The sequence below is a fragment of the Paenibacillus terrisolis genome (genome assembly GCF_056171975.1).
Map to the genome: position 1 here is coordinate 217,603 of NZ_JBKFGG010000006.1, position 12,922 is coordinate 230,524.

Below are 12,922 nucleotides of genomic sequence, written 5' to 3' on the forward strand. Positions count from 1 at the left end.
TTCCGCCGGCCGCGAACCTCGCTTTGAACAAGACGGCGACGGCAAGCTCGGTGGAGGGAGTCGGGTTTGAACCCGCCAAAGCATTTGACGGGAACCAAGTGTCGAGATGGGCGAGTCATGGAGGCAGCGACCCGGAATGGATTTATGTCGATCTTGGCTCTGTCGTGCCGGTCACGGGAGTCAAGCTGAAATGGGAAGATGCTTACGCCTCGCAATATAAAATCCAGATTTCCACGGATACGGGGACTCCGGAGCATTGGACGGACGTATTCGCAACTACGAGCGGCGACGGGGGCATTGACGAGGTTCCGTTATCGGGCCAACCCGCCAGATATGTAAGAATGTACGGAATACAAAGGGGAACGCAGTACGGCTATTCGCTATATGAATTTGAAGTCACGGGTCAGACCGCCGCACATTAAGTTCGGCTTGCTTGAAAAAAGATCGAGAGCCAAAGGCCTCGATCTTTTTTTTTGAACGATGGTGGTTTTTTCGTCAAATCATCAAAATTTCCCGAATTTCTTCTTCCGTGATGGCCGAAAGCGATTCCTGCCCCGGCTGGAGGATTTCCTCGATCAGGTTTTTCTTCTTCTGCTGGAGCTCGTACATTTTGTCCTCCACGGTTCCCTCAGCCACCAGGCGGATGACCTGAACGATATTTTTCTGTCCGATACGGTGCGCCCGGTCCGCAGCCTGCTGCTCGACGGCGGGATTCCACCACAGGTCATACAGAATGACGGTGTCCGCGCCGGTCAAATTGAGCCCGGTGCCTCCGGCTTTCAGCGAAATAAGGAACAGATCGCGTTCTCCTTCATTAAAACGGCTGCATAGCTCGACTCTTTCGGAGGCGGGCGTTTTCCCGTCGAGATAAAAGAAGGAGGCTCCTTGATAACCAAGCTCCCGACCGATCAGGCCCAGCATTTCCGTAAACTGCGAAAATACGAGCACACGTTTTCCCGCGCTCCGGCATTCTTCGAGCATTTCCATCAGCTGTTCGAATTTGGCGGAGCTTCCGGCATAGTCTTCAACAAACAGCGCAGGGTGGCAGCACAGCTGACGGAGCCGGGTCAGCCCGGCCAAAATGCGAATCCGGTTTTTTTGGAAGCCGTCTTCGTTCAGATGCTTTAGCGTTTCCTGCCGCAGCTTGGCCAGATAGGCGACGTACAGCTTTTTTTGTTCCGGCAGCAGCTCGGTTGCTTGCAGCGATTCGATTTTTTCCGGCAGCTCTTTAAGCACATCAGACTTCAGACGGCGCAGCAGGAACGGCCGAATCCGCTTGGCAATCGTCTCCGTGGACAATTCGTTAAACGCTCTGCGGTCCGTAAACAATTCCGGGAAAACCGCGTCAAAAATCGACCAGAGCTCCTCCAGCGAATTTTCGATCGGTGTTCCGGTGAGCGCAAAGCGGTGCCGCGCCTGAATGCTTTTTACGGCTTGGGCCGTTTGCGTGGCATAATTTTTGAAGCTTTGCGCTTCGTCCAGAATCAGCGTATGGAAAGACAGTTCGGCGAACTGATCGACATCCCGGCGCAGCAGTGGATAGGAGGTAATTACCACGTCCGCCGAAGAAGCCTCTTTGAGCGCGCGTACCCGTTCGGCTTTGGTACCATCGGCAATAACCGCCCGGATCTCGGGAGCGAATTTCTTGAGCTCGTTCCGCCAGTTATAGACCAGCGAGGCCGGTGACACGATCAGTGCCGGCAACTGGGAATTCCGGATCTCCGGCAGTACGGAGACCAAGAACGCAATGCTTTGCAGCGATTTTCCCAGCCCCATGTCATCGGCCAATATTCCGCCGAAGCCGTAACTTGCCAGCGTCTTGAACCACTGAAAGCCATAGGTTTGATAATCCCGTAAGATCGAAGCGATCCTTTCGGGAACCGGAAATTCGAGATTATCCGGATTTTGCAGGTTGTGAAGCAGCTGGCGGTAAGATTTCCCCAACTTGACGGCGCTTCCCGGATCATAAGTTTCCTTGAGATGAACGCCTCGGATCAGCGGCAGTTTAAGCTCAGGTCCTATTAGATCGGCCTTATGAATTCCGAGTTCGTTCATGAGCGCGATCATTTCCTGAAATTCGCTGCTTTCGAGCGGCATTAATGCGCCGTTTGGCAGCTTGTGATATCTGCGCTTTTCTTCCAATGACCGCAGCAGTCCGCGAATTTCCGATTCCGGAATTCCATTGATATCGAAACGGAAGTCCAGCCAGTTGGTCCGCTCGTTCAAGGTAACCGAAATTTTCGGCGGAGCGCTTACGGGGATAATTCTTGCCTTGACCGCCGAAGTCGCATAGACCTCCAATAATGGCTCTAGCTGAGGGATGACATGGTAAAGGAACTCGTATTCCGTCTCTTCGTCGTCGAGAAAATAACCGCTCTCGGTTTTGGCGAAAACGCCTTGATCCATCAGGTCTAAAATTTGCCGCTCACGATCGCCGTCCCTCATAATAATCCGGTCAGTGCCCCTTGCGGCATGGCTTCCTTCCAACGGATTGAAAACAATGTCACCGTATTGAAATTCCAGTCCGGCGAGCAGCTTGTCCCGCACCCGGTCCAAATACAGCCTGGCCTTGAGAGGAGTATGAAGCATACGCTCCGAAACCGCTTCGGCAATCTGCACATCGCCCAGCTTCATTAATCCGGGAACCACTTTTTCCACAAAGGGTTCAATTTGCTCCGGCGGCACCTGAATATGGCGTTTTCGGGAAGCCTCCAGCATATTTTTCAGCTCGCCCAAACGCTTGACCTGCTCGTAAGGCAGCTTTAACATCTTGCCGCCCGAGAGGATCACTCCATACGGCTCCATGATCGTCATCCGCTCAAGTCCGTGAACCACAAACCGGAATCCGTCGGCTTCCGCCTCCTCAAGCTCAAAACGGAGCGGAATCGGCTCTTCGGACACCGTGATCCCGGAAGTCGCATAACCGTCCTGCTCCAAATGCACGGACGGCGCCGCAAGCAGCAGAGGGAGCAGCTTATCCCAGAAAAACGGGGGGATCAGCAGCATTCGTTCGCCGCCGCCCCGCTGTTTATGCGACGCATGGGGAAAATGGCCCGATTCCTGGTACAACCGCTCGTTGCGGTTGATTTCGATGAGCATTTGAATAATCGCGTCATCGGCAGGAAGGAAATTATGCTGTTCCGGGTCATAGTTGAAATTCTTGGAGAAGAGGCAAGGTTCGCGGCGTTCCACTCGTTCGAGAAACTCGCCCGCATTTTTAACGACGTAAAGACGTTTGGCTCCCACTTTCATTTCCAGCCCAAACACGGTTTTCCGGTATCCCAAAAGATGCGGCTTCAACGTAAACTCAATCTCCAGCGGCGTTCTCAGATCGAACCGGCTGCCGCCGCGAGTGGAACGAAGGGAACGTTCGTCGAACAAGCCGATCACGTCCCGGGTCAGCCAAATATCCCGCGAAGAAATGCCGGCCGAACGGGGTTTGGAAAGGATCGACCGGGGGACAAGCTGCTCGTAATCCGCTTTGCCTCCGCTATCGGGCTGCAGCAAGGAAGAGTGGGAGCGAACCGGATCTTTGCCTCCTTGGAGCATATCGTGAACGCCAAGCAAAACCGCGGCAATATGCTTGCAGTAATTATTGAATGAGTAAAAGGCCGGGCAGTTGCATTCCGCATGAACGTCCCCGTTCCGGTCGATATGCACCTGAACCTGATAGCTGCCGGTTCCACGAACAGTTGCTTCATACTCTCCCGAGGCATGATCGATCCGCAGATATTCGACTTTTCCGGTTTTATAGTAAGCTTCTCCCCGCTCATAAGAGATTTGTCCGCATAGCAATTTTATGACCCGCTGGGTTAATTGAAAGCTCATTGTAGGGTTCCTTCCTGACAAAAACGATGGTTTCATCCGATATTTATTCTATACCAATGATAACAGAAAGCGGTGAGATTTGTAGAATCGGATTCAGGTTATGGGGAATATGGATGATTTTGGTCGTGAACATATCAGTCAATTATGAGTCTATTATCAGTCTTGTTGGCATTTAACTCCCCGGACAATTAAGATAAGATGATGAAGACCCAAAAAGGGAGGGAGCTCTACTGGAAACCTACGCTTGCCTTTATATTTTGCGGGGGGATCCGTTCCGGCCCGGAACTTGCGTCGATTTATGCGCCGATTTGACGGAGGTCGGCCGAACCTCTACGGACAATGCCCCGGATGTGGCATTTACCAATATTTTTATCTCCCGCAAGCATCTGGCGATTCGCAAAGAAGAGGAGCACGCCGTTGCTTACGACTTGGGGAGCCGGCACGGAACCGAGCTTAACGGAGTCAAAATGATTCCGCACGCTCCTTATGTGCTGGAAACCGATGATATCCTCAAGCTGGCCAGGGGGACAAGTGTGCTTCATTTTTCATATACTCTGGGCGAGCAAACGCTGGAATTTGAGCCGTTCGCCTTCGCTTCGCTGGCGGAAGAATCGATATCGGAGCGGGTAGCGATGAATTGGGAGAAACGGGAATGTTTTGTGGACGACATCAAAATATCGATGTCGGAAAAAGAATTTTTGCTGCTGAAGCTGCTGCACGATCATGCCAACCGCCTAGTGACGATCCGGGAAATCAAACAGACGGTTTGGCGGGACCGGAACCTTGGGGAAGACGGCGCGCCGGACGTAACGATCGACGAGCTCAGCGCGCTGATTTACCGTATCCGGAAAAAATACGGGAGAGATACCTTCCAGATCAATGCGATCCGGGGAAGCGGATATATTTTGGAAACCTGAGGGTGGTTATGGTACGGGGGGAACGGTTGTGAGACGGATAAAGGGATGGATGAAACGGAAGCGGTTTTGGCTCGTGCTCGGACTGATTGTTTTCGTATATTTGAATAATACTTCTTTATTGGCCGCGGAACGCGGCGGAGAGCCCAAGCTGCTGGCGCATCGCGGACTGGCGCAGACGTTTCCGATGGAAGGCGTTCAGAACGATACCTGTACTGCCCAGCGGATTTACGAGCCGGAGCATTCCTATTTGGAAAACACGCTGCCTTCTATGGAAGCGGCTTTTGCGGATGGAGCGGATATGGTGGAGTTCGACGTAAAGCTGACCAAAGACAGCCAGTTTGCCGTCTTTCACGATGCGACGCTGGATTGCCGCACGAATGCGCAGGGGACGACACTGGATTATACGATGGATGAGTTGAAGGCGCTTGATATCGGTTACGGGTACACGGCCGATCAAGGCAAATCTTATCCGTTTCGCGGCAAAGGCGTGGGGTTGATGCCTTCGCTGACGGATGTATTGACGCGCTTTCCGGACAAATCGTTCCTAATTCATATCAAGAGCGATAATCCCGATGAAGGCAGGCAACTGGCCGGCTATCTCGCCGAGGTGCCGGAGGAAGGCCGGAAACAACTGGCCGTTTATGGCGGGGATCAGCCGGTAGCCGCTGTGAAAGAGCAGCTTCCGGACATGCGGGTGATGTCCAAAGCCACGTTAAAGCAATGCTTGCTGTCTTACGAGGCTTCCGGCTGGACGGGTTATGTTCCGAATGCCTGCCGGAACACAGAACTGCACATCCCGGAAAAAATCGCGCCCTGGATTTGGGGCTGGCCCGATAAGTTCCTGAACCGGATGGACCGGGTAAATACCCGGGTGATCGTGGTGGGAGGCGATGGCAGCGAGTTTTCAAGTGGATTCGATACTGTCGCGGATCTTCGGCGCCTGCCGAAGGATTATTCCGGCTGGATATGGACCAACCGGATCGACCGGATCGGGAAAGCGCAGGCCAAAGTGCAGACCGGGGATTGAGCGATACAGGAGGGTGTCCCAGAAGTCATCTATGACGGCTTTTGGTACACCCTCTAATACTTATCATAACAGCAGAGCAGAAAAATCCTGCCAGATACCTGGTCGACTTTGAGGATTTGCGTTAGAACAGGTCAAACACCAACCCAAACACCAACCCAAACACCAACCCAAACACCAACCCAAACACCAACCCAAACACCAACCCAAACACCAACCCAAACACCAACCCAAACACCAACCCAAACACCAACCCAAACACCAACCCAAACACCAACCCAAACACCAACCCAAACACCAACCCAAACACCAACCCAAACACCAACCCAAACACCAACCCAAACACCAACCCAAACACCAACCCAAACACCAACCCAAACACCAACCCAAACACCAACCCAAACACCAACCCAAACACCAACCCAAACACCAACCCAAACACCAACCCAAACACCAACCCAAACACCAACCCAAACACCAACCCAAACACCAACCCAAACACCAACCCAAACACCAACCCAAACACCAACCCAAACACCAACCCAAACACCAACCCAAACACCAACCCAAACACCAACCCAAACACCAACCCAAACACCAACCCAAACACCAACCCAAACACCAACCCAAACACCAACCCAAACACCAACCCAAACACCAACCCAAACACCAACCCAAACACCAACCCAAACACCAACCCAAACACCAACCCAAACACCAACCCAAACACCAACCCAAACACCAACCCAAACACCAACCCAAACACCAACCCAAACACCAACCCAAACACCAACCCAAACACCAACCCAAACACCAACCCAAACACCAACCCAAACACCAACCCAAACACCAACCCAAACACCAACCCAAACACCAACCCAAACACCAACCCAAACACCAACCCAAACACCAACCCAAACACCAACCCAAACACCTCACCCGTCCGTCACTTCTTGAAATAGCGGCCTGTTATAGCCTTATTCCACTGAAGAGGCCTCATTCTGGATGAATAGCGCCATTTTATGGCCTTATTTATTCAGAAGAGCTCCTTTTCACTTGGTTTTGGCCGGTTTGCCGAAAATAGGGCCCTTTTGCACCGCTATTTTCAGGAAAATGCGGTCTCGGAGTGAAACAAGGCCATTTTGTACCGCTATTCGAGAAATCGCCGTTTGCCGTTTATTGTTGATTCCAGGCCAGGAAGGACCTGTTCAGCAAAAGGAAAGTTTGCCGGGACCGACTCAACTGCGCACGAGCAGCTCATCCTCGATGCCGGGCTCACTCCGGCTGACCGGAACGCCGGCAAAGCTGGCCCAACGCGGACCAGCGTGCTATGCATCAAGGGAAGCCGAAGCTTCCGGCATTTTCGACTTCGAATTTGCCGAAACCCAGCCCGGGGATCGGATGGATTTTGAGAAAAGTGAAGAAATACCGAATTCGGAAGAGTATTCGAGAGTTTTAGTGTGGTTCCCCACAGAAAAACGCCGGATTGGAGTAGTCATGCTTTTCGCATATTCTTTACAGGATAGCATGCCGAGAGTAAGATACGTTCATGAAATAACAATGATTACTATTTAAATTCAATCGCTGAATTTCCGAATAGGAAATCGGGGGAACCAAATGATGAGCGTAAGTCTGGTGTGGGAGCCGGACGAATGCGCATCCGGGGTGAATCCTTAAAGAAGAACGGCCATGGACCCTTCTTTGAGGTAGGGCGACTCTCACCGTCCGAATCCGGCAGCTAACCTCGAAAGCGAGGAACGGTTTATACCGCTCCGGAGAGAGGATGATGAAGCTTGTGATCGGAACAAGACCACAGGGCTCCTAAGCCTCTGTGGTTTTTTGCGTTTAAATTTGAAAAATTATAGTCATAATGAAAAAAATCGCTGAATCTTTCTGAAAACGAGAAAGAGCGGGGGAACCAATCGAAAGCCGCCAGGCGGCTTCCATGGGGTGAATCGCCGGGCATGGTTCGAGCAGCCTTTGTCCGGGGTAGGGCGACTCTTGCGTCCGAATCCGGCAGCTAACTTCGCAAGCGTCCAAAGAGAGTCCAAACATCTGTCGACTATAGACGCGTTTCATTAAACGTGCCTGAAGAAGCTGGCGACTTAGTTCTCTCTTTTCGCAGGGCTTCTTTTTTTGCGCCTTCGGCTACTAAATTGGAGGAGAATAATCATGAATCATGAGGAAGAATATATTCTGGTTTCTGCGCCTACGAAAGCGGGATTGGAATTTATTCGGACATTGCAAATCAAGAATCTGCCGTTTGCCGTATTGACCAACAATGAAAAAGAGAAGCGGCGGATGGATAAATTAGGCATAAAGCACATTATTAAAGTGGATACTAAAAAACATGATTCGTGGTTGATTCCCGATTTGCCAATTGGCCCTGTGTATCTATTTGAAAACAGTTTGCCGCTGTGCTGTTTGTATATTCAGATCTGCCAGTCCTGGACGAGAAAGCCGATCTATGTCATCGTCCACGGAACAAATTCCAGACTCGTCTACAAAGCGCTTGGAGCAGATTATGTTATTTATTCAAAAGGCGACAATGTTTCCTTTTTAATACCTTGAACACGCAAGAAGGGGAGGTACTACTGGAATGCTTGATGTGATTATGATCGGTTCGTTTGTGATTTTAACGGTATTTTGCCTCGGAATTGCGTCCTGGGCGAGCAGAGTGATTGATAAAGGAAGTGCGGAACAATGATTTGGGCTTTGGGGGTTATCGTTTTTTTGATGTTTGTGTATCTGCTGTATGTTTTATTGAATCCGGAGAAGTTTTAACTCAGTTGTCTTAGGAGGGTATGAAGGAAATGGTTGCCATTCTTTCCATTGGAGTCACGCTGCTACTCGCATTGCTTCTGGCTCGTCCGGCCGGATTGTATATGGCCAAAGTTTTCGATTATGAGAAGACGGGGCTGGATAAGTTTTTTGGCCCCATCGAAAAATTAATATACGCGATAGGCGGGATCCGACGGGAAAATCAGTCCTGGAAAAAATATGCCGCGTCGGTCCTGGTCAGCAACGGGGTTATGATCTTGCTGGTTTACCTTGTATTTCGGACGCAGTCCTATCTGCCGCTTAATCCAAGCGGAGTTCCGAACATAGAACCGACGCTCGCCTTTAATACGGCGATCAGCTTCATGACCAATACGAACCTGCAGCATTACAGCGGCGAAAGCGGATTATCGTATTTGTCGCAAATGATCGGGATTGTGTTCATGATGTTTGTGTCTCCAGCCACTTTGCTGGCTGCGGCAATCGCTTTTATCCGCGGACTCGCCGGCAAGCAGCTTGGTAATTTCTTTGTCGATTTGGTTCGTGCGCTTACTCGCATTCTGCTGCCGGTTGCGTTCGTGATGGCGCTTGTTTTTGTCGCCCTTGGCGTTCCGCAAACGCTGGAGCCTACGGCACTTGCCCATACGCTTCAAGGCGGCGATCAACTGATTGCCAGAGGTCCGGTCGCTTCATTGCTGTCGATTAAAATGTTCGGCACGAACGGCGGCGGGTTTCTGGGGGTCAACTCGGCACATCCGTTCGAAAATCCGGACGCGATCAGCAATTTGCTGCAAATTTTGCTCATGATGGTATTCGGTACAGCGATTCCGTTTACGTACGGGAAGATCGTCGGAAACGCCAAGCAGGGACGCGTGCTGTTCCTTTCCATGTCGCTGATGTTCATCATCATGCTGGTGATCTCGTTAACAGCCGAATACCATGGGAATCCGGTGCTGAACAGCTATGGCATCCAGCATGATCAGGGCAGCATGGAGGGCAAGGAGGTCCGCTTTGGCGTTGCGCAATCGTCTCTTTATTCAGTCGTGACAACCGCTGCCGAAACCGGGGCCGTGAACACGATGCATGACACGTTAACTCCGCTCGGCGGGTTTGTGGCGATATCCAATATGATGCTCAACACCGTTTTTGGCGGCGCGGGGGCAGGGTTCATGAACGTGCTGATGTACGCGATTATCGGCGTATTCCTGGCCGGTCTGATGGTCGGCCACACGCCGGAATTTTTAGGCAAAAAAATCGAAGGCAAGGAAATGAAGCTGGTTGCGCTCACGATGCTGATTCCTCCTTTCATTATTCTGGTGCCGACGGCATTAGCTCTGTGGTTATTTCCGGACACGATTTCAAATCCTGGCTTTCACGGTCTGACACAGGCGTTGTATGAATTTACTTCGTCCGCTTCGAACAACGGTTCCGGTTTTGAGGGACTCGGCGACAATACTCCATTTTGGAATATTTCCACCGGCATCGTGATGTTCCTGGGCCGTTTCTTCTCTGTCGTCACACTGCTGGCGGTAGCCGGATCGTTATTGGCCAAGAAGAAAGTCCCGGAATCTTCGGGAACGTTCCGTACGGACACGGGGTTATTTGGGGCAGTATTTATCGGGGCCGTCGTTCTTGTAGGAGCGCTCACGTTCTTCCCTGGGCTCGTGCTTGGACCGATAGCCGAACAGTTGACACTGCTGCCTTAAGCTTGAAAAGGAGATTGGAGGATCTTTGCCATGAGTCAAAAAAAATCCGCAATCAGCGGAGAAATTATACAAAACGCGATCAAAGAATCTTTTCTGAAGCTGGATCCTAGGGTCATGATTCGCAACCCGATCATGTTCGTCGTGGAGGTCGGTTTTGTCATCACCTTGATTTTGGCTTTTGCGCCCGGCACTTTCGGCGGAGATATTCCGGCCTGGTTTAACCTTACGGTTTCGCTAATCCTGCTGATCACAGTGCTGTTTGCAAACTTTGCCGAAGCATTGGCTGAGGGACGCGGCAAAGCGCAGGCCGATTCCCTGAAAAAGACGAAAAAAGAAATTACGGCCAACAAAATCAGCGGTACCGTCATTAAAAAAATTCCTTCCACCGAGCTGCGCAAAGGAGATATCGTCGTGGTGGCGCAGGGCGAGTTTATCCCCGGCGACGGCGAGGTGATTGAGGGCCTCGCCTCTGTCGACGAATCGGCGATTACCGGGGAATCCGCTCCGGTCATCAAGGAAGCGGGCGGCGACTTCAGTTCGGTTACGGGCGGCACGCGGGTCATCAGCGACCAAATCAAGGTTCGGATTTCGACCGATCCCGGCGAATCGTTTCTTGACCGGATGATCTCGCTCGTCGAAGGCGCAAAACGGCAAAAAACACCTAACGAAATCGCCCTGAGCACCGTGCTGATCAGTTTAACGCTCATCTTTCTCGTGGTCGTCGTGACGCTGCCGTTTTTCGGGAATTTTCTGAATGTCAATATCGAAGTCCCGATGCTTGTTGCTCTGCTGGTCTGCCTGATTCCGACGACGATCGGCGGCTTGCTCTCGGCGATCGGCATCGCCGGGATGGATCGGGTTACACAGTTCAACGTGCTGGCGATGTCGGGTAAAGCGGTCGAAGCGGCCGGGGATATCAATACGATTATTTTGGATAAAACGGGGACGATCACGTACGGAAACCGGATGGCCAGCGAATTTCTTCCCGTCGGCGGAGAGAGCGTAAATGACGCCGCCGAGTGGGCGGCCATCAGTTCGCTTAAAGATGAGACGCCGGAAGGCCGATCCGTCCTGGAGCTTATGAAAAAGGAAAACTATAGCTATAACCCCGCAGTGGGTGAGAACGGGGAGTTTGTGGAATTTAAAGCGGAAACGCGCATGAGCGGCATCGATCTGCAGGACGGACGCAAAGTCCGCAAAGGAGCGGTTGACGCCATCAAAAAATGGGTAACCGCGCAGGGCGGAAGCATCCCGTCTGACCTCGACGCGAACAGCGACCGGGTTGCTTCGGCGGGGGGAACGCCGCTGGCAATTGCCGTGGATAACCGCATTTACGGAATCATTTATTTAAAAGATACGGTAAAGCCGGGGATGCGCGAGCGCTTCGATCAAATGCGGCGGATGGGGATCAAAACGATCATGTGTACCGGGGATAACCCTTTGACCGCCGCAACGATTGCCCGCGAAGCGGGGGTTGACGATTTTATCGCCGAAAGCAAGCCGGAGGATAAAATCGCCGTCATCAAAAAGGAACAGGCCGAAGGCAAGCTGGTCGCCATGACCGGGGACGGAACGAACGATGCGCCGGCTTTGGCCCAGGCCGATGTAGGGATCGCCATGAACAGCGGTACGGTAGCGGCCAAGGAAGCGGCCAATATGGTTGACCTGGATTCCGATCCTTCCAAAATCATCGAAGTGGTAGCGATCGGCAAGCAACTGCTGATGACTCGCGGGGCGCTGACTACTTTCAGTATCGCAAACGATGTGGCCAAATATTTCGCGATTATTCCCGCGATGTTTATGATCGCCATCCCGCAGATGGATGTCATCAACATCATGAAGCTGGGCTCGCCGATGTCCGCGATTTTGTCGGCGCTTATTTTCAATGCGATTATCATTCCGCTGCTGATTCCGCTTGCAATGAAAGGGATTGCTTACAAGCCGGTCAGTTCGTCCCAGCTGCTTAGACAAAATTTGCTGGTTTATGGTTTGGGCGGGGTTATCGTCCCGTTTATAGGAATTAAGATTATCGACTTGATCGTTCACCTGTGGGTGTAAACCGAAGCGGAAAGGAATGAAGGGAATGCGGATTCTGACTTCTAGCATTCGAATAAGTCTAGTTTTTATGTTGCTATGCGGGCTCGTTTACAATTTGGCGGTGACCGGAATCGCTCAGGTCGTGATGCCAAAGCAAGCAAACGGCAGCCTCATTTATAATGAGAACCATGAAATCATCGGCTCGGAACTCATCGGACAGAACTTTACCGATCCGGGCTGGTTCCAGGGACGGGTATCCAGCATTGAGTATAAAGCGGAAGCGTCAGGGACTCCGAACTATGCTCCATCCAACCCGGATATGCTGGCCCGGGTTCAACAATCAATTAACGAGTGGAAGAAAAATAACCCAGACGTTCCGGTCAGCACGTTGCCGATCGATTTGATCACCAACTCGGGCTCAGGCCTTGATCCCGATATCAGCCCGGACGCAGCCAAAGCGCAAATTCCGCGCATCAGCGGTGTAACGGGGATTCCGGCGGATCAATTGGAAACGCTGGTCGAGGATCATACGAAAGGACGAGAAATTGGCTTCCTTGGCGAACCAACTGTCAACGTGCTGAAGCTGAATATCGATCTGCAAAAGCTAGCCGGTAAATAAGCATTGATAGACT

Annotated in this window: 12 protein-coding genes and 2 riboswitches; of the genes, 10 read left to right on the forward strand and 2 right to left on the reverse strand. The window is 51.7% G+C overall.

Annotation, left to right across the window (positions count from 1 at the left end; genetic code table 11):
• The first annotated feature begins 23 nt into the window (after positions 1–23).
• Positions 24–422, forward strand: a complete 399-nt coding sequence (locus tag ACI48K_RS08665) for a discoidin domain-containing protein (RefSeq protein WP_475027310.1) — start codon at positions 24–26, stop codon at positions 420–422.
• Positions 423–495: 73 nt separating this feature from the next.
• On the opposite strand, the gene ACI48K_RS08670 is transcribed toward ACI48K_RS08665, so the two are convergent.
• The gene (locus ACI48K_RS08670; protein ID WP_475027183.1) at positions 496–3,828 is read right to left on the reverse strand and encodes a DEAD/DEAH box helicase; all 3,333 of its coding nucleotides are present in this window, start codon (positions 3,826–3,828) and stop codon (positions 496–498) included.
• 257 nt (positions 3,829–4,085) lie between these two features.
• Between ACI48K_RS08670 and ACI48K_RS08675 the strand changes: the two genes are divergently transcribed.
• Together ACI48K_RS08675 and ACI48K_RS08680 are read left to right on the forward strand one after the other, a co-directional pair.
• Positions 4,086–4,745 (forward strand): FHA domain-containing protein, encoded by a 660-nt coding sequence (locus tag ACI48K_RS08675; protein ID WP_475027184.1) that lies wholly within the window; start codon positions 4,086–4,088, stop codon positions 4,743–4,745.
• 49 nt (positions 4,746–4,794) lie between these two features.
• Entirely contained in the window at positions 4,795–5,772 is a 978-nt protein-coding gene (locus tag ACI48K_RS08680; protein ID WP_475027311.1) for a glycerophosphodiester phosphodiesterase family protein, read from the forward strand.
• A 121-nt stretch (positions 5,773–5,893) separates the two neighbouring features.
• Here the strand turns inward: ACI48K_RS08680 and ACI48K_RS08685 are convergent, their stop codons facing one another.
• Complete coding sequence (locus ACI48K_RS08685; RefSeq protein WP_475027185.1) at positions 5,894–6,691, reverse strand: hypothetical protein; 798 nt, start codon at positions 6,689–6,691, stop codon at positions 5,894–5,896.
• Positions 6,692–6,774: 83 nt separating this feature from the next.
• Between ACI48K_RS08685 and ACI48K_RS08690 the strand changes: the two genes are divergently transcribed.
• From ACI48K_RS08690 to kdpC, 7 genes are all read left to right on the forward strand, one after another.
• Complete coding sequence (locus tag ACI48K_RS08690; protein WP_475027186.1) at positions 6,775–7,344, forward strand: hypothetical protein; 570 nt, start codon at positions 6,775–6,777, stop codon at positions 7,342–7,344.
• Positions 7,342–7,537: riboswitch (cyclic di-AMP (ydaO/yuaA leader) on the forward strand. (Overlaps the previous gene by 3 nt.)
• A gap of 103 nt (positions 7,538–7,640) precedes the next feature.
• Positions 7,641–7,820, forward strand: a riboswitch (cyclic di-AMP (ydaO/yuaA leader).
• 121 nt (positions 7,821–7,941) lie between these two features.
• Positions 7,942–8,340 (forward strand): hypothetical protein, encoded by a 399-nt coding sequence (locus tag ACI48K_RS08695; RefSeq protein WP_475027187.1) that lies wholly within the window; start codon positions 7,942–7,944, stop codon positions 8,338–8,340.
• 28 nt (positions 8,341–8,368) lie between these two features.
• The gene (locus ACI48K_RS08700; RefSeq protein WP_475027188.1) at positions 8,369–8,476 is read left to right on the forward strand and encodes a signal peptide protein; all 108 of its coding nucleotides are present in this window, start codon (positions 8,369–8,371) and stop codon (positions 8,474–8,476) included.
• The gene (kdpF, locus tag ACI48K_RS08705) at positions 8,473–8,553 is read left to right on the forward strand and encodes a K(+)-transporting ATPase subunit F (protein ID WP_475027312.1); all 81 of its coding nucleotides are present in this window, start codon (positions 8,473–8,475) and stop codon (positions 8,551–8,553) included. The genes ACI48K_RS08700 and kdpF overlap by 4 nt, the downstream gene beginning before the upstream one ends.
• Positions 8,554–8,582: 29 nt before the next feature.
• Positions 8,583–10,253: a potassium-transporting ATPase subunit KdpA gene (gene kdpA, locus ACI48K_RS08710; protein ID WP_475027313.1), complete on the forward strand. Its 1,671-nt coding sequence runs from the start codon at positions 8,583–8,585 to the stop codon at positions 10,251–10,253.
• A 30-nt stretch (positions 10,254–10,283) separates the two neighbouring features.
• A complete protein-coding gene (gene kdpB, locus ACI48K_RS08715; protein ID WP_475027189.1) occupies positions 10,284–12,311 on the forward strand; it encodes a potassium-transporting ATPase subunit KdpB in 2,028 nt (675 codons plus the stop codon).
• A 25-nt stretch (positions 12,312–12,336) separates the two neighbouring features.
• Positions 12,337–12,909 carry a potassium-transporting ATPase subunit KdpC gene (gene kdpC, locus ACI48K_RS08720; protein ID WP_475027314.1) on the forward strand — a complete coding sequence of 191 codons (573 nt, stop codon included), beginning with the start codon at positions 12,337–12,339 and terminating at the stop codon, positions 12,907–12,909.
• The last annotated feature ends 13 nt before the right edge of the window (positions 12,910–12,922 follow it).